The sequence below is a fragment of the Psychrobacter sp. ANT_H59 genome, assembly GCF_008369225.1.
Taxonomy (GTDB): domain Bacteria; phylum Pseudomonadota; class Gammaproteobacteria; order Pseudomonadales; family Moraxellaceae; genus Psychrobacter; species Psychrobacter cryohalolentis.
Genome location: NZ_VOBE01000003.1, coordinates 346,485 through 365,085 on the forward strand (window position 1 = coordinate 346,485; position 18,601 = coordinate 365,085).

Below are 18,601 nucleotides of genomic sequence, written 5' to 3' on the forward strand. Positions count from 1 at the left end.
AAAGTCTATTACTTGATACGTGCTATGAGGTTGTCTTTTTTCACAAACTGATGATACAAAGCCGCCCCGATATGAAGTACAGTAAAGGCGATAATCATTGGCCAAATGATATCTACATGCCAGTCATTAAAGAGTCGAGCCAACCCTCTATCTGGGGTTACTAGTACAGGTATCTGAAATATACCAAATATATCAACCGGACGGCCACCATACAAAGACATCAGTAACCCTGCTATTGGCATCGCAATCAACAGAGCATAAAGTACAAAATGCGACAATCGAGAAAGCAGCATTTGCCATTTCGGCATCAATACTGCTGGTGGCGCTTTGGTAAAGATGCGATTAATGACTCGTGCTATCATCCAAAATAATAGGCTAACCCCAAAGGCTTTATGTAGCCCAATATAGAGATTGCTATCTAGGTTGTCATATAAAAAAATCATGGTCCATGTAATCAGCAATAAAATCGCGCTAATCCAGTGAAAAAATCGACTAGCAAAGGACCATTTTGTTAGGTTGGAATGAGTAGTATTCATAAATTTACTGTGTTACCTCTGTCGCTACTGATTGCTTAATAAGCGCTTAGGCATAGATATAGATAGTGACTTAATGAGCAAACTAGCCGTCTAAATCTACCAATTGATGCGCAATTTTATCCAAATCTGGCACCAAATACAGCATATTATCAATCATGACCGTCTGAAAAAGATAGGATAGCACAACCTCTTCTTGTACACGTTCATTAACCGTATCGATATTGCTATTTGACTTGATAAAATGCTCAGGTAGCTCAACATCTTTCACATCAGAAATACGCGCCTGTAGTTGACGCACCTCACCTGAAGTTTGCAAAGCAATACGATGCGCTGATGTATTTCCTTCCAATATAACCATCTTATCTGGCGTTTGATGGCTTGGCAACATATGGAACACAGCGATTTGTTGTTGTTGCCACTCATAAAATTGTGTATATTCACTGTACTCATCTATACTCAAAATCAAACCACTAGGAACAAGCCAATCCGGCTGATCAAGCGCTGGAATGATCGTCACATCGAGCATACCATTAGTGGTGGTCAATAAGCTTACTGCCTCAAATGAATGTTTTAACATCTGTCTCATAAGTCGCTCACAATAAATGAATGTGGAGTGTCGTTTGTCGCTTTATTAGCAATATAGTTGGTCAGCTTTTCTGCCAATGCTTGAGGACTGCCGATAAAGGTACAATATCCTGAGTCAATGATAGCCTGTGGCTGACTGGGACAAGTACTCAAACTTGGGTCTTGTGCCCATAATTGACTGTCATTATCTTGTATCAAATCTAAATACTGCGTGCCATCATTACCCATACCTGAAAAGATAATGTTTATCAGCTCGCTACCATAAACATCGCTGGTGTTTTTGAGAATCTGACCAATTGCAGGTTTATAACCCCCTACCCAAGCCTGATCTAATAAGATAATGCGACCAGTTGAGTCACAGACAATCTGTTGATCGATAGGTACGATCAGACATTGACCTGTACGCATGCGCTGCGAGGAAGTAATCATCTGGCAGTGCCAGTCATTATGGCGATTTAATATACGTGGCAAGGTACTAATCATGGTTTGATTAAAATGATGCGCTAGTAAAATACTTATCGGCAGTGTTGGCGATAGGTGATCTAAGAACGCTTTAACCGCACTAGGACCACCCATAGATGCCCCTAAGAACACCACATAACGCCAATCACTAATATCATCCTTATAGACAGAATTATCGATAAGATTTGGCAAATCCAGCAGTTGCGCAAGCTTACGTTTGAATTTACGTTGCCATTTAGCGTACTGCTGCGCCTCATTAAGATAAGGCGCTTGACTAAACCCGACCAACATCGCTACAGGATTGGAAGCAGCTGTCATGGTCGCTAGATGCTCATCGTAATCACTGTCTATCAACCAGATATCAATAGCGCTTTCATAACCATCAAACTTATCCTTCAACTGCGATGGTGTAACGCAATCCACCAGATGAAAGCCACAGCTCCGCACTGTATCAGAGAACGCCATCCGCTGCTGATGGTCTTCTGCCACCACCAGTACTTTAATCTCATTTTTATCTTTTAACGCCAAGGCACGTATGTTACCCATGATGAGTTAGGTGGACCTTTTCATCCAATAAACTTTGGATTTTATCAAGCAGCTGGTTTTCTTGGAAAGGTTTGCCCATATAGTCATTTACCCCAATCTCAAGGGCACGTTCACGATGCTTCTCACCGGTTCGTGAGGTAATCATGATAATAGGCAAATGCTGCAAGCGTCCATTATGTCTGACTTGGGTAGCAACTTCAAAACCGTCCATGCGCGGCATTTCAATATCAAGCAGCATTAAGTCAGGCGTCATCTCTTGTAGTATCTCAAGCGCATCGATACCATCTTTGGCAAGTACCACATTGAACCCTTGACGCTCTAAGAATCGTGATGTTACTTTTCTGACTGTGACTGAATCATCAACGACCAGAATCGTGGTATTGGAATCCATATTTCTTTGTTCAGTAGCTTTAGAATGCGTGACGTCTTTGACTAAAGCCGCGTTACGCATCAAGGCTATCAAGTCTAGAATGAGCATCACTGAGCCATCGCCCATAATGGTAGCCGCTGAGATACCAGATAAATTTGAGAACTGTTGCCCCAAAGGTTTTACCACTACTTCAATACGTGAGCCTGCTATTTGATCGACTTGTAAGGCCATATTCTGACCACTGCGGTTTTTGATGATAATAAGCGGCACGCTAGTATTGGTATTAACGACCAGCTCATTGAGCTTATTACCAGATAAAATCTCATTTAAATAGCGTACACGATAGTCGGTATCTTCAAAATTGAGAGTCGCCTTACCCGATTGATAATAGTCATAGACTTTTTCTGGATTGATACGTACAACGCGTTCAATCTGCACCAGAGGTATGGCATAGTAACGATCAGCTGCTCGAACTACCAAAGCATCGGACACAGCTACCGTTAATGGTACACGGATGGTAAAGCTCGATCCTTTGCCAAGCTCTGATACCACGGATACAGCACCACCTAGCTGACGAATCTCACTGATAACAACGTCCATACCGACGCCGCGCCCTGATATCTGCGTGACCTGTTTGCTGGTACTAAGACCAGCATTAAATATATATTGCATGATATCAAGGTCGCTAAGATTCCTATCTTTGGCGTCGATCAAACCCTGAGAAATGGCTTTTTCACGTACCGCCTCTACATCAATCCCTTGTCCATCGTCATTGAGCAAAATGACAATTTCACTTCCTTCACGTAGTACTTCTAGCGTGATTTGACCGCTGCGCTCTTTACCTGCTGCCAGCCTTGCTGCCACATTTTCGATACCATGATCGACTGCGTTACGTAACATATGCTCAAGCGGTGAGGTGATACGCTCTAGAATGGTTCTATCCATCTCATCATCAGCATTGATAATTTTTAGCTCAACCGACTTATTCAGCTCATTAGCCGTTTGGCGGACAATACGCTCAAGCCTTGGTGTTAATCGCGTAAAAGGAACCATACGTGAGTTCATCAAACCATCTTGTAATTCAGTCTGCGTCCGAGATAACTGGAGCAATAGACTTTCACTATCACGCGTTTTCTCTAATAAAGTATGGTTAATTTCGACCAAATCCGATGCCGACTCTGACAAAGATTTTGACAGCTGATTCAAAGAAGAGTATTGATCCATCTCCAGCGGGTCAAAACCTTCATGATTGACCAGATCTTCATCAATCTGCGATAAAATCTGTGCCTCAAGCTCAATTTCCATACGGCGCAACTGATCCGCTAGACGCTGTACGGTAGTACCCATCTCTTCAATACTGTTGGTCAAGCTACTGATGCCCATATCTATACGAGCACGGTTAATCGCAGACTCACCTGACAGGTTAATCATATGCTCAATCAGACTGCCTGAGATACGAATCATCTCATTATTATTGGTATTTTGCTCTTGTTCAGTCGCATCGTTAACCATCAGCGGCATGGCGCTGATATCTTCTTGGATATAGGTTGTTTCTTGATTTTCTTTGGCAATTAAAATCGTTTCACGCTGAGCTTGCAGGGTTTCTGCTGGTACCTGCTTTAAACTATTAGGGTTTTTACTAAATTGCTGTAATGCCTCAATTAGTAAACTAGGTGTTGGCGGATTCACTTGCTGCGATAGGATAAAAACAGCATCTGCTAGCCAGTCATAACAAGCAGCCAACAACTCCAGCACTTTCGTGGTTGCAGGGCGGCGCTGAGCAACAAAGTCTTGATAAACTGATTCCATTTCATGAGCCAAATCAGCAATACCAGTAGCAGTAACCATACGTGCACCACCTTTTAAGGTATGCAAGTCGCGCTGTAGTGCTTGCAGCGCAACCATGTCACCAGCATCATTTAAGAATAACTGTAGATATTCATTACGATTGGTGAGCGCTGTGGCCTCTTCTAAGAAAACTTCTAAAATATCGGCATCAGGTAAACCATGCGCCCACGATTGCTGAACGATTTTATCTAAACTTAACGCATCTGCCTCATTTGCTACATGTTGGCTATCTTGATTGGCAAAGATTTGAGGCTCAGCTGCCACATGGTTATTTGGCATAGGAATAATAAGCTGTACCGTTTCTGGCAATGCTTGTGCTTTTAAGAACTGCTGTAATTGAGCCATGAGCTCAGGCGCAAAAAAAGATTTTTGATAACGTACAATGTGTGCTACCTGCAGCGATAAGGTATCTTGCACCACTTGCATAATCTCAAGCCACTGCGCGGTTGGCTCGCGTTTAGATTCTACAAACGCCTCATAAACGCTTTCTGCTTCATGAGTCAAGTCGCCAATACTGCGGATACCAGCCATACGAGCACCACCTTTGATGGTATGCAGATGGCGTTGGAGTACCTTTAAGGTATTAATATGGGTGATGTCTGCACGCCACTTACTGAAACTATCGACCAGCGCATCATCAAGCTCTTGCGCTTCTTCTAAGAAGATTTCTAGTAGCTCAATATCCGTATCGATAGTTTCAAGCTCTAGCTCAGGTGCGGCCATACTTTGTACAGTAGCCTGTTCTTCATCGGCTATATTTTCATCACTTTCATTCTTATCTTGCACGATATTGTCTTGCACAATATTGTCTTGCACGATACTAGCTTGCACGATGTTGTATTGCTTGATACTCTCTAACTTCTCTAGTACTTGCTCATCAATTTTTAATGACGTACTGCCTGCTAAAGCATCAAATAAACCAACTAACTGCGCATGACCTGCAAGTAGGATTTCTTGGATATCAATATCTGACGCTTCTTTTGGATACTGGCTCAAATAATGATAAGCATCTTGTAAGGCATCAAGAATAGAGACGAATTTTGGAAAGGCTTGTGCTTTGTCAGTTAAATATTTAATTTGTAAAATTTGCTCAGCGATATAGGCTTGGATTTTCTCGATATCAGCACTGTTAAGCGCTTCATCTAATTGCCACTCGGCGTCTAATAACTCATCAATATTGCCATCTAACAATTCATTAATCGTTGGTTTATCCTCAGTGCTTGCCTCACTATCGTCATCTTGCTCTTCAAGCATCGCCTGTAACGAGGCGATATCCTGCTCGCTTTGCATATGCTCTGCCGACATATCTTGCTGGTTTGCATGTTGTTTATAGTTATGGAGATAACCATCAATAAGCGTGACAGATTGGGCCAGTGCAGTTAAATGGCTTGCATTCATCGGTATATCCTGCTGCTGTAGAAGCTCTAAGCTTTGCTCTATCGTCGCACTCACTTCGCTAATGGCAGTCAATGCACTAGAGCCAGAAGCTGCTCTCAAAGTATGGAATGCGCGCACAATCTCATCACTTACCTCGACATATGGCTCATTTTTATGATGACGTACAAAGTCATTAACGCCTTCTAACAACTCTTCTGCCTCTTCAATAAAGATGTCAAAAAACGCCTGTTCTTCTTCACTTTGAGGCATCACAATAACTGGTGCTTCTGCCATTTTTTCATTGACCGAATAAATCGTCTGCAAGGTGCGATCAATGGCTTCATCATTCTCCAAATCTTGAATACGACTGTCTAAATCAATGTGACTTGGCGTATGCTTAGCAGGCTGTAACCATTGATTGTATAATGCACAGTAACTGAATTCATCACCTAATTGTTTGCTATAAGCATTAGCGCAGGCCACCCACAATGGCATCATAGTAGGATAATCTTGGCTTTCACGCTCGAAAGTGCTTAGTAACTCAGGATATACGGCCAATACATCACCAATCAGCTGCTGTATATCCACTGAGGCAGTTATGCTCTTATCTAAAATGCGGTTTAGCATGTTTTCTATAGACCATGCTAATTCAGCACTGTAATGAGCACCGACCATCCGACCAGAGCCCTTCAGAGTGTGAAAGCCACGGCGTATGTCTTTCAGTTCAGTCAAATCAGTAGGTGAAAGCTGCCAATGTCCATATAAAGGGATGATTTCATCTAAGACTTCATTAGCCTCTTCTATAAATATCTCTTTAATATCAGGATCAGCATCGTTTGCATCTGTCACTAGCGACTTTGCTTCCAAAATAAATGGCTGTAATACCAAAGGGAGCTCTAAATCTGACAATGCATCCAAAGTGTTAGCTGGCTCAGAGACTGAGCTTATGGCTTGCAAGTGCAAATTATGGTCAAGTACATAATGATCTGATGCAAGGTCCGATTCTTCAATATCAGCTGTTAATGACGTAGGCGCAGCTACTGGCAAACCTGCATTTAGTGGTTGCTGAGTCATCAAGTTATGACTTTGCAAAAGAGTAATAGCAGGGTCAAAGCTTGGTGGCTGCTGTGCTGCAAAGTCAAATAGCATAACGGGTAGGCGTTTGGTCGTTTCTGTTATCAACGTTACCACATCGTCCGTTACGAATAAGGTTTTATCCAATAAACGGTTGAGTAGATTTTCGATAGACCATGCCATCTCGCTGATGCTAACAGCACCCACCATACGTCCCGAGCCCTTTAAAGTGTGGAAACCGCGACGTAGTTCCGTTAATGGTGTTAAATCTTGCGCATCTTCCTGCCATATTGGTAAAAAGTCTTCTAGATCACCAATCACTTCTTCAACTTCTTCAATGAATATTTCTCGAATGTCTTCATCGATATCGAAGGTATCAGGATTTAGCTGTTGGCGCATTTTCAATAAAGCTTCGCTATACTCTGTCCCTACAGCTTTTTCATTGTCTAATAGTGAGTCAGTCAACGTCTCAGTATCAAAAGACGGCACAGTGACAGGCGCAATCTCACCGCTGTCGTCATAGCGCAATACATCATTGGCAGCTGGTTTTTGGGTGAGGAAAGTATCGTTGACTGCTTCAGGCGCATCGATATATGCATTAAGTAGCTTGGCTGCCGTATCAATATAAGCATTTGCTTTTTCTAGTAGTGTTTGATCAACAAACTGTTGCGCAAGATAATCCAATAATAGCTCAATGGCACTCAAGCTCTCTGCCAACGCTTCAATAACGTCCCAGCTCAATATGGCAATATTATGAGTATGTATCTGTACAAATATATCGGCTATCTTGTCGACTACTTCACCAATCGCTGGCAGCTCCATACTATTAAAAGCATGGCTCATGCTCATAAAAATTGCCTGCTCTGGCAGTAATTCTAACTGTTGGCGTTGTATATAGTTATGAAAATCTTGCTTAACTTCTTCAGCCGCAATACGTAACTCACGTAAATCCACATTAACAGAACTAACATCTAAACTGTTTGCTGGTTGCAAGTCATTATCAGTGCGAGCAGAAATAGTGAATGCATCTACATCATCCATTTTGATAGAAATCATTTGTTCTGTATTATAGACAGCGCTATACAACTCTTGTAGCTGACGTTCAATCTGCCATTGTTCTTGCGTAAAATCCTGCTCTGATAAGAGGCTACGCTCTACATTAGTCACAATAGCATCGATTTGTGAGGCAAATAATGTCCAGCCACGACTTTTAAGCTGGTTATTTATTTTCGCTAAAGGTTTTAGCAAAGTATGAGGTTTATCAAGTGCAAAAATAATCGTCTCAATCTCACTCAATATACGAGGTAAGAGACCTACTTCAGCGTCTATCTGTACACTGCCATTCAATAAAGATTCAGCATTATCACTGTTATGAATAAGGCTACTTAATTCGCTATAAATATGACTAATGAGACTTTGAATCTCGCTTATAGATGGCTCAATCTGATCTTGAGGACTGTCTATCAATTGATCCAGCTGACTTAATATTCCTGCATACTGCTTAGGTAGTGGTATTTCATTTTGCCCAAGATCCTGTAGCCACAGCTCAGCCATATACCACAAGCGCTGCAAATCAGCTTCTTGCGCCGTTTGCCATAAATAATGGCTGACCTTTTGTAGCACAGTCAGGATAGCAGGCTCATTCATATTGGCAGCGAGCAATTTTTGCGTCTGTTGGCGCCACACTAATAGCAATTGCCGATGCTGTTGACTATCTAAATCTGACACTGCCCTACTCACAGGTAGGGTTATGTCAATATCATCATAATCCGATAAGCTAGCCAAATGACTGTCTGTCGTCAATGATAACGTATCTGCAAGCGGCTCTGTGACTATATCAAACTGCGATAAGACTTGCGCTAGATCAGTCAGCGTTTTATTCATTAAAACACTATGATATCTACCTGTGCGCACATAATGTTCCAGCTCACGCTGTAACACTTTATGAGCAATCTGCCCTATTCTTAGTTTCTCAGCAGCCAAATTTATATCTAAGCTGCCATTATCCAAACCATCAAAAACAGTGGCTTCTGCTAATAAGCTAAGCTTATTCGCTAAACTTGCGAGAGCAGGCAAATTAATCATGATCAGGGCACCAGCAATTTCATGATAGTACCGTGCCATTTGCTCGTCATTAGTACGTGCTGTCTCTAATTGCCAGCCATCAGCTACCTGTGTTAATTGCTGATTAAACAGTGGCAATAACCACTCAAGCGTTACCATGTCATTGGGCTGGTTTTTCATAGATTCATCCTGACTCTTTTAGGCGCTAATTTAGGTACTGATTTTTTGCCACGCATTGAGATGTGGGTGCGCAATACGGCGCATATTTGAAGGACGCCAAAATAGCGCCTCACCTGGAGCCAATATAATATAACCACCCAAGGCGCATTGTTTTGATAATCGAGCTAAAATATCACGCTGATCAAACTTGCGAAAATATAGCAGCATATTTTGACAAACAATCACCTGTTGTAGATGTGCGGTAGGCGGTTTTTCATCCATAATATTGTGTAAAGCAAAACGGACCTGCGATTTTAACGTTGCTGCGACCTGCCAGTAGCCATAGCTACTACTTGTCGTGGTTCTATTTAGATAAGTGTTACCAATACTCGCTTCGTCAGCCATGATTGCTGGTGATAATGATTGCACAAACTGCTGACAATATGGCGGGATTAATGATTGCTGTTTAGCGTCATATTGACCCAATCGCGCCTTTGCTAGTACTTGTTGACTGACATCTGTACCCAAGATCGTGTAATTGCTCAATTGCTTTGCAGCCAAACTCATTGCCAGAGACCAAGTCTCTTGTCCGCTCGCGCAGCCCACACTCCATATGTGAAACATCTCACTAGTATCAGCAGATATCCGCTTGCGGCGCTGATGCTGCTCTGCACATTCTGTGACAAAATTGATAGAAGGCAGATGACGGAAAAATCGGCTTTCATGAATCAATACTTTATCAAGCAAATGCTGGCGTAGCTCATTGTTAAACGGCAACTGCTGCCACAACTGGACGGTAGTCAATCCATAAAACAATGCCGTGTGAATCACCGCATTTTCCAACCAATTACATTGAATATTAGGTAAAATAAAACCAATCTCACACTCTATATAGCGTTGCCACTGTCTAGTATCAAAATAATCGTCATGCCGTATCATTTTCACATTATCTTGCATGAGGCTGTCTATTGATGTAGCTTCAATTATATGGATACTGCCTTTTTGAATATGATGATTCATGCGACCTGCTATTAATGTTGCTGCTCCAAATTTTATAATGTCTGTTTAGAGCAGCAATTTGGTTAACATTTCCATAGGAAAAATCATAGCTATTATCGACAGTTGTTACATACTGGCTGAGACTCTCTCATCCATATCGAGATATTCATGATCCATGCTTTCATGATTCAACTGCTCATCATCATTTGATATTTTAAAGCCGGTGACTGATTCTTGTAGTGCTGCAGCCATTTCGCTTAGCTCACCAATAGAACGTGCAGTCGCCATCGTACCAGAAGACGTTTGAGAGGTAATATCTTGAATAATGTTCATGGTATGAGAGATATGACCTGCTGACTCTGCCTGTTGCAGAGCAGCATTTGAAATATTCTGAATGAGATCAGCCAAAGTATTAGAAACGGTTTGCACCTCTTCTAGTGCTTCACCCGCATCTTTTGCCAACCGCGCACCACGTACGACTTCAGACGTCGTTGATTCCATCGACATGACCGCTTCACTGGTATCTGCCTGAATGGTTTTTACCAACGTCTCAATCTGCTTAGTTGCATTTGCCGAACGCTCAGCAAGACGCTGAACCTCATCAGCAACAACCGCAAAGCCTCGTCCTGCTTCACCTGCCATCGATGCCTGAATCGCTGCGTTTAATGCCAAAACGTTAGTTTGGTCTGCAATATCGTTAATCAAACCAACGATATCACCAATTTCCTGCGAAGACTCACCAAGACGTTTAATACGTTTTGAGGTTTCTTGAATCTGATCACGGATAACGTTCATACCTTCAATAGAGCGCTGTACTACTTCTGCTCCATTGTAAGAGATGGCAACCGAACGCTGAGCAACCGTTGCAGATTCTGCAGCGTTATTCGAAACTTGGTCAATGGACACCGTCATCTCATTAATAGCCGCAGACACACCAGCGATTTCTTGTGCTTGATGCTCAGAGGCTGCCGCAAGCTCGACTGCATTCATCTGTGTTTGCTCTGATGACTGCGAAACGCGATCTGCGGTACTGTTAATAACCAGTACCAATTGGCGTAGTTGGTCGATAGCAAAGTTAACAGAGTCGGCAATTGCACCAGTGAAGTCTTCTGATACTGTTGCATTGACCGTCAAATCGCCGTCTGCCAAATCACCCAACTCATCAAGTAGGCGCAAAATAGCAATCTGGTTACGCTCGTTTTCTTCTTGGATTTGGCGCGCACGTTCAGACTCAGCTTCTGCTTCTTGACGACGACGTAAGGTCTCTTTTTCGATAAGGAGACGTTCTGAGCCACCGCGCTGCTGTAGCAACTTATAAAAAGCGAAAAAGATACCCAGTACACTGAGCACAAAGACAACTACCGGTATTATGACAGCTTGATTGAAATCCGTTAAATACTCACTGACCGAGGATATGGCATTGATCAGCGCCAATAGAGCACCCATAGCCACTAGAGCACAACCGCCTAGTAATAGTTTCCATTGACTGTTTGCATTTGTCGCGGCTTTATTTACACCGCTTACAGGGTTATTTATAACATCACTCATCGCATTTATTCCTTTCAAACAATCATCAAAGTCTTATTGTGACTGACTCTGAAATCATAGTGTTATCAAAACAACCGTGATGAACAAAGCCTGTATGAATGCTGACACACCACCGGATCATGTCAGCTATGATTCTTCTGCCATCGTTTTGATGAACACCTCATGATCAAACATGACGGGTCATTAAAGACAGTTATATTGCAGCATCGGTATACTGTAGATCCTGTGTCAGTAAGCTTGGCATAAACACATACCAATCTTGTTCATCTTTGAAAAATTTGCCATGGTTATAAGGTGCAAATGGCGAATTCGGTTCAATGGCTTCTGGACGATATTGGTCTAGAGTAAACTGCTCGATACCAATCACTTGGTCAACAAGTAACCCTGAAAACACATTATCATGGTCGATAACCATAACTTTACGCTGACTCATTTGCGCTAACCGACTCGGCACTTGTAAAAATCGAGACAAATCGGTCAATGGCAGTAAACGCCCACGAATATTAGCAATACCGAGCATCCAAGGCTTTACTAAGGGCACGCTGGTATATTCTGGCATGGATAATACTTCTGCTACTTGACCCATTGGCGCAACCAAGCGTTGTCCGCCAATCTCAAATACCACCCCTTGCCAGTCAAATTCTTGTCCGCCGCGGCGTCCGCTTTTACGCGAACGTGCCATATCTGCTATACGCAGAAGCTCAATAAATCCTCTCGATGCCACAAGCTACTCCATTACTTTGCGAATGATCTGGACCAGACCGCTTTCATCAATAGGCTTGGTAAGATACTCTTTTGCACCTTGACGCTTGCCCCATACACGATCGGTTTCTTGATTTTTGGTACTGATCATGATGATAGGAATATGTGCTGTTGCCTTGTCACGAGTGATTTTACGAGTTGCCTGAAAACCATTCATTTCAGGCATGACCACATCCATCAAAATGACGTCTGGTAGATGAGCAATGGCCATCTGGCAGCCTTGTTCACCATTGGTTGCTTCCAATACTTGATAGTTATTTTTAGAAAGCATGTCGCGAAATTTCGCCATCTCAGATGGTGAATCGTCAATGACTAATACAGTAGTCATAGTTATTTCCTTTATTTTCGATGATATCTGTTAGATATAGAGTGTTAAAACAAACCGATTGAAGTAATATTTCATGCTGAGCTGAATGCACATTACTGATTATGACAACAATATTTTATCGTTATATGAAAAAGCCTTGACCACTTTTTATGATCATTTTACAGATTAACGATACTGATTAATTGCCTCAAAAAGCTCATCCTTACTAAACGGTTTGGTCAGATATTCATCAGAACCTACAATACGTCCACGGGCTTTATCAAATAAACCATCTTTAGATGACAACATAATCACAGGTTTACTGGCATAGTCAGGGTTATTTTTAATCAAGGCACAAGTTTGATAACCGTCCAAACGTGGCATCATGATATCCACAAAAATAATATCTGGATTATGATCGACAATCTTAGCCAAGGCATCAAATCCATCAATGGCAGTGACAACTTCACAGCCCGCTTTTTGCAGCAAGGTTTCTGCGGTACGGCGAATGGTTTTTGAGTCATCAATAACCATTACTTTTAAACCATCAAAATTATTTTCCATTCTTATTGTCCTATTAACGACTGTTTATTCATTATGCGATATGTTCACAGTACTACTCACGCGTAGTACTGTTTACTCACAATGAATTATCTTAGTATGTTGGGCGTTATGCTAAATTTCTTACAGCGTTATTATAGCCATAAATTCAATGATTACTCATACTCTGCAACCATTAATTATCGCAGGCAAATTTAATGAATAATGTAATCAAATCCTCTGTCAATAAACGAGTATCTCTTATTCAATATTGCTTGCTATAAAAATAGTTAAATATCTAGTCTCATCAAAAATCTACTATATTGAAAACCGAAAAAATCAACCAAGTCGCAAGTGAATAGCCTCGTTGTTAAATGTCGTCTTTCCAATCGTAGCCATTATATAGAACCAGCACTCATCTTACTGAATAATTTACCTTTGTGATAAAAATGTATCAATATATTTTGATATGTTCGTTTTAGCACAGTTACCAGCCATTATCCAGTAATTAGTGAAATTATGTTCTAAATTTAGCCACTTAACGAATATTCTCTATATAAAAACGGCATTCTACAGCGTCTCATCTAGTGCTTAAAAAAACCAGTTAAATACAATCTGATAGAACCATTTCCCATACTTGTAATTCCCTATATAATAAAAAGTCGTTTATGATGGTGATTGGTATGACATTTTTTATGCGCTCGCTGCATTACATGCGTTTTATATGCTTACAGACTGCGCCGTTAAAAAAGAGCGTTTATATATTGAGCGCCCTATTTCTTATTGCCTGCCAGCCAACATCTCCTACCGAAGTATTAAGTAGCGACAATAATGAGCCAGTTGATATACCACTCATTAGTGCCGATAGTGTCACCATCACACCTGATCATATTTTAAGTATCAAACCTACCCGTTATCAGCCCAGCCTTGGCTTACAAGGTCGTATCGAACCTATCAAGCAAATCAACCTTATGGCGGCACAGCCTCTGACGGTAGAGCAAGTATTAGTCAGTGACAACCAGTGGGTGAAAAAAGGTACGCCGCTAGTCACGGTTCGACGTCAGGAAATTTTAAACAAAGCAATAGGCTCGGATAATACTGAAACCAATATAGAAGCAGAATTAAATACAACTGCTAGTAATGCTGATGGAGCTAGCACTTCTGACAATACTAGCCAGCCCTCTGTCTTAAATAAAAAAACTAATGTTATTAATGATAATAATAGAGCCGAGCTTGCTAGTAATAGCAAAGACAGAACAACGGCAAAGCAGTCCTCTGATTTAATCACATTACGTGCCCGCTTTTCAGGACGCGTAGAGAATCTGTCGGTGCAAGCTGGACAAAAGATAGAGGCTCAAACAGTGTTATTGAAGCTCAGTGACGAAACGGAATTGCATTTTATCTCAACGTTGCCGATTGAAGCTGAATCGCAAATTTCTGTCGGTCAAACCGTCAACTTTACTGCCGAAGATAGAGTAGATAAATTTACCGGTCAGGTCAGTAAAGTGCAGGCGGTAAAACAACCGATGCAGCTTTTGGTCTATGTAAATGTGATCAACAATGAAGTCAGTCGTAATCAGCTAGCGCCTGATATGCAAGTCACTGGCAGAGTTGACTACGGGCAGATAGAAGTGGGTACTATTGTGCCTAAAATTGCCCTACATAATGTTGACTTGACACAAATACAGGTGCCGCCTTACAAACCGCTGCGTTCTTTGACTGCCAATATCTGGATTATAGGACAAGACCAGCGCTTAACCCGCCAGCCTATTGAAGTAATTGAGTACGATCCACTGACCAAACAATATTTAATCGCAGGTATCAGTAGTGACAGTTTGATTTGTTTGGCGAACTTACCCATTGAATCTAAAGGCAAAAAAGTGGTGGTTTCTTAAGCACAGAGCCATGCAGTTACATTGTGTAGAAACATTAACAAAGCACGCCTTGTTTAATAACATCCTGTTTAGGCAATATAGCGTATTATGGATAGTACGGATTACATACTTTTATTGCATAGCATTAAAGCATGGCTTGTATCTCTTGTATGGATAGCTACTTTTGATTTACATATTTATCATATGAGCATTTGGGATAATTGAAAACTAAGGGCAGACGCCACTTTTATAAATTGTAAAAGTGCATTAAGACAAATTATAACAACAACTAGAGGAAACATTATGAGTAAGCAGATTTTGTTAATTGAAGATGATCCAGATTTAGCAGAATTAATCAGTGATTATCTGACCATGAATTATTATGATGTGCATCATGCAGGTCTTGGTCAAGAAGGTCTGGATTTATTAGACACCAAAGAGCGTGATATTGACTTGGTAGTACTTGACCTCATGCTACCCGACATGGATGGTATGCAAGTTTGCCAAAAAATCCGTGGCAATAAAAACAATATGACCAATAAAGTGCCGATCATTATGTTGACAGCAAAAGGTGATACCACAGACCGCGTATTGGGTCTTGAGATGGGCGCTGATGACTATATTGCCAAACCGTTTGAGCCGCGTGAACTGTTAGCTCGTATTCGTGCGGTTATTCGCCGCCATGAGCAGCCAAACCAAGCGGACAGTCAGTCAGATAGCTTAACTTTTGGTCGTTTGAGCGTGTTCCCTGACAGTCATGAAGTGACTATCGATGATTTACCTGTACGCTTGACGACGCATCAATTCCAATTGCTGCATTATTTTGCCACGCATTCTGGCAAAGTACTGAACCGCGAGCAATTGTGGCAAGCCATGCCAAATGATGACAGCTCAGACAATATTGATCGCGCGATTGACGTACATATTTCGCGTCTTCGTGCGTTGATTGAAGACAATCCACGTCAACCAAAGCGTATTATTACAGTGCGCGGTGTCGGTTATCAGTTTGCCACTGACCAAGTGTAATCAGTAGTAAACTGTTGGTAAATAAACAGTCAAACAGCTTTAAAATAGTTCATTAAAAGGGGTATCATATGTATGATAACCCCTTTTATGTTTGACCATACAAAGTGGCATAAGTTTTTGATAATAGAGATTATTTAATGCAGCAATTGGGTTTTCGTTCCGTGTTTGCCAAGCTATTTGCCAGTGTCATGCTGGCGCTTATCTTGTTTGCTGTTGCGATGGTATTATTGACACAGCTGGTACATGATAAAGATGCGGGCATTCGCTCAGAGGTATTGGCAACGCAAATTTTAGGACAGATCGATCCTTTTTTGCATGAGCTAAATATCGCAGTTAGTAAGGAAAATCGCCTACAATCGCGTTTTATGCTAGCTGTAGTCAAAAAAAGCTTCGATATCTTTGATGAGTCATTGCAAGCAAAAATGGGTTTATATGACAGCGAAGGTCATCTGCTGATGCAAACAGATAATAGCGATTTGCCGCTAGAACTTCCTGCTACGCCTTCTTTGTTCTCACGTGTTTTCCCCTCTTTTGCAGAAACGTCACCAACCAAGCAAGCTCAAGTTTATAGCAGTACTGGCTATACGCTATTATATGAGTCACGCTTGCCACCCAAAAAGCCGGTTCTCTCTGCGGCGCTTAACTTATTTACTGGCACGCTCTTATTGCTACTCATTATGGCAGGCGTCCTTTGGTGGATTGCCCGGACCATTACTTGGCGTATTAATCAGATGAGTCTACAGATGGCTCAGCTTGGCGATGGTGACTTTACCGTACGGGTAAATGCACGCGGCAATGATGAAATCGCCTCACTGGCACGTGGATTTAATCAAGCAGCACAAAAGATTGAACACCTTATTGATGCCAATAATTTATTACTTGCACATGCCTCTCATGAGCTGCGTACACCCATAACACGTATTCGCCTACAGATTGAGATGATGGACATGCTGACAGGTCCATTGCCAAGTGACAACAAAGCCAAGTTTGATAAGCGCGCTCAAGCCATTAATCGCGACCTCTCAGGTCTCAATGATTTGGTTGAAAGCATTCTATTAGTGAGCCGTTTGGATGCCGGTCACGCCTTACAGCAAGTTGAAAATTTAGATTTATATGATTTGGTGAATCAAGAACGCCAACACTATCCTGAAGCAACGTTAATTGGTGAACACATTGTAATTGACGGTCAATCATCAATGCTCACCCATTTAATTCGCAATCTATTAACCAATGCCATGCTGCATGGAAAACCACCAGTCACTGTGCTGCTGTACGGGGTGCAAACCCTTGAAGAAGCTGAAGATATCCCTGATTTCTTATTGCAGACAGTATTGTGCAGTAGCTTTATAGACTATAACAGCTCAGACTTTTATTCTGATGAGTCATCTCATAGTACAAATCCGCTTGCTCATCAGCAAGATACCGTATCAGAGCTGAATAATTCTATTAGTGCAGCGCTTCCAAAGCCAAAAGCAGCAAATAGTGAGTCTATATCTGTATTACCAGCACCGCTTATTTATCAAAATGGTGAAAATTTGGTGAATGATGCTCATACTAGTACTGACAATGAATCTGATAATACTGTGAATCAAGATAGCGATAGTACTATTTTAGAGCAAGTAGAGCCTACTAATACGAGCGAGACACTTGAAAAGGTTGGTAATTCTTCATTGTTTGATAATTATCATAGTTTTACATCAGATTTGACCGATAAGCTAAAGAAAGTGATGTGGCGTGCCGTGCCTGAGAAGCAACGGTCTTCTGAAGATCCTGACCATGCTATTGATGACATTTCTGGTAAAAATGCTATCAATGGCAATAAAGAAGATGCCAATAAAGTGAATAAAAATAGTGATGTTGCGATAAAAGAAAGTGATAAAGCAATTGATAAAGAAAGTCCTGAAACGTCAAATACCACCCGTAAGGAAAGCCTATTTAGCAAACATCTCAAAAAATCTAAACCGGAGCCAACACGTCCGCTTCCGAAGTATGTGGTATTGGCAGTGATTGATGAGGGTGATGGCATCCCTGAAAATAAACGTGAAGAAGTTTTTAGCCCCTTTGTGCGTTTGCAGCAAAAAAATAAAGGCTCAGGTCTTGGCTTGTCCTTAGTATCACAAATTGTCACTGCCCATCAAGGAAGAATCACTACTGACACTATCAATGGTCACACGCGATTTTTGGTGGTATTGCCTGTTAAACTCAATCCGCATTACCATCATCATGACAATCGTGACTGATTTTATTCATTCATATCATAAACAAACTCTCAAAATTGCTATAGGATAAGAACTACAAGCCTTTAGCGTGCATAGCGATCAATAAGTCAGAAAAATATACCATAATGACATCCTACCTATTTCATTCTATATATCTTGATATTGACTAACTAAGTTCAAAGTCAATCATCGATGCCTGTATCAAAAACCTTGCATAATATGCTATATTAGCGCCCCTTATTATGGGGTTATCGAATGTGGTTTTAACTCAACTGCTCAGCAGTCAGAGAGACGACGACCACTTC

The 18,601-nt window shown here is 41.4% G+C and carries 11 protein-coding genes and 1 pseudogene; 3 read left to right on the plus strand and 9 right to left on the minus strand.

What is annotated here, in order from left to right; all coding sequences use genetic code 11:
* Positions 1–8 precede the first annotated feature (8 nt).
* The 9 genes and pseudogenes from FQ083_RS07135 to pilG form a co-directional block, all read right to left on the minus strand.
* Positions 9–536: a cytochrome b gene (locus FQ083_RS07135; RefSeq protein ID WP_149409359.1), complete on the minus strand. Its 528-nt coding sequence runs from the start codon at positions 534–536 to the stop codon at positions 9–11.
* An 82-nt stretch (positions 537–618) separates the two neighbouring features.
* Positions 619–1,113, minus strand: a complete 495-nt coding sequence (locus FQ083_RS07140; RefSeq protein ID WP_262880937.1) for a hypothetical protein — start codon at positions 1,111–1,113, stop codon at positions 619–621.
* Between the two features lie 5 nt (positions 1,114–1,118).
* Positions 1,119–2,129 (minus strand): chemotaxis protein CheB, encoded by a 1,011-nt coding sequence (locus FQ083_RS07145; RefSeq protein ID WP_149409361.1) that lies wholly within the window; start codon positions 2,127–2,129, stop codon positions 1,119–1,121.
* Positions 2,122–9,042 (minus strand): Hpt domain-containing protein, encoded by a 6,921-nt coding sequence (locus FQ083_RS07150; RefSeq protein ID WP_149409362.1) that lies wholly within the window; start codon positions 9,040–9,042, stop codon positions 2,122–2,124. The genes FQ083_RS07145 and FQ083_RS07150 overlap by 8 nt, the downstream gene beginning before the upstream one ends.
* Before the next feature lie 30 nt (positions 9,043–9,072).
* Entirely contained in the window at positions 9,073–9,978 is a 906-nt protein-coding gene (locus FQ083_RS07155; RefSeq protein WP_262880940.1) for a CheR family methyltransferase, read from the minus strand.
* 252 nt (positions 9,979–10,230) lie between these two features.
* Positions 10,231–11,235 (minus strand): annotated as a pseudogene (locus tag FQ083_RS07160) (methyl-accepting chemotaxis protein); the annotation flags it as partial.
* 526 nt (positions 11,236–11,761) lie between these two features.
* Positions 11,762–12,292 (minus strand): chemotaxis protein CheW, encoded by a 531-nt coding sequence (locus FQ083_RS07165; protein ID WP_133104761.1) that lies wholly within the window; start codon positions 12,290–12,292, stop codon positions 11,762–11,764.
* A 3-nt stretch (positions 12,293–12,295) separates the two neighbouring features.
* A complete protein-coding gene (locus FQ083_RS07170) occupies positions 12,296–12,658 on the minus strand; it encodes a PleD family two-component system response regulator (protein WP_011514415.1) in 363 nt (120 codons plus the stop codon).
* Positions 12,659–12,823: 165 nt separating this feature from the next.
* Positions 12,824–13,201, minus strand: a complete 378-nt coding sequence (pilG, locus tag FQ083_RS07175) for a twitching motility response regulator PilG (protein WP_011514416.1) — start codon at positions 13,199–13,201, stop codon at positions 12,824–12,826.
* 659 nt (positions 13,202–13,860) lie between these two features.
* Here pilG and FQ083_RS07180 point away from each other — a divergent pair.
* From FQ083_RS07180 to FQ083_RS07190, 3 genes are all read left to right on the plus strand, one after another.
* Complete coding sequence (locus FQ083_RS07180; RefSeq protein WP_149409363.1) at positions 13,861–15,072, plus strand: efflux RND transporter periplasmic adaptor subunit; 1,212 nt, start codon at positions 13,861–13,863, stop codon at positions 15,070–15,072.
* 282 nt (positions 15,073–15,354) lie between these two features.
* On the plus strand, positions 15,355–16,077 hold the full coding sequence (locus FQ083_RS07185; protein WP_011514418.1) for a response regulator transcription factor: 723 nt from the start codon (positions 15,355–15,357) through the stop codon (positions 16,075–16,077).
* A 137-nt stretch (positions 16,078–16,214) separates the two neighbouring features.
* Complete coding sequence (locus FQ083_RS07190; protein ID WP_149409364.1) at positions 16,215–18,317, plus strand: ATP-binding protein; 2,103 nt, start codon at positions 16,215–16,217, stop codon at positions 18,315–18,317.
* Positions 18,318–18,601 lie beyond the last annotated feature (284 nt).

Excerpts from the sequence above, each read along its gene's own strand:
- FQ083_RS07135 (WP_149409359.1), bottom strand. The coding sequence starts at position 536 with ATGAATACTACTCATTCCAACCTAACAAAATGGTCCTTTGCTAGTCGA.
- FQ083_RS07140 (WP_262880937.1), bottom strand. The coding sequence starts at position 1,113 with ATGTTAAAACATTCATTTGAGGCAGTAAGCTTATTGACCACCACTAAT.
- FQ083_RS07145 (WP_149409361.1), bottom strand. The coding sequence starts at position 2,129 with ATGGGTAACATACGTGCCTTGGCGTTAAAAGATAAAAATGAGATTAAA.
- FQ083_RS07150 (WP_149409362.1), bottom strand. The coding sequence starts at position 9,042 with ATGAAAAACCAGCCCAATGACATGGTAACGCTTGAGTGGTTATTGCCA.
- FQ083_RS07155 (WP_262880940.1), bottom strand. The coding sequence starts at position 9,978 with ATGCAAGATAATGTGAAAATGATACGGCATGACGATTATTTTGATACT.
- FQ083_RS07170 (WP_011514415.1), bottom strand. The coding sequence starts at position 12,658 with ATGACTACTGTATTAGTCATTGACGATTCACCATCTGAGATGGCGAAA.
- pilG (WP_011514416.1), bottom strand. The coding sequence starts at position 13,201 with ATGGAAAATAATTTTGATGGTTTAAAAGTAATGGTTATTGATGACTCA.
- FQ083_RS07180 (WP_149409363.1), top strand. The coding sequence starts at position 13,861 with ATGACATTTTTTATGCGCTCGCTGCATTACATGCGTTTTATATGCTTA.
- FQ083_RS07185 (WP_011514418.1), top strand. The coding sequence starts at position 15,355 with ATGAGTAAGCAGATTTTGTTAATTGAAGATGATCCAGATTTAGCAGAA.
- FQ083_RS07190 (WP_149409364.1), top strand. The coding sequence starts at position 16,215 with ATGCAGCAATTGGGTTTTCGTTCCGTGTTTGCCAAGCTATTTGCCAGT.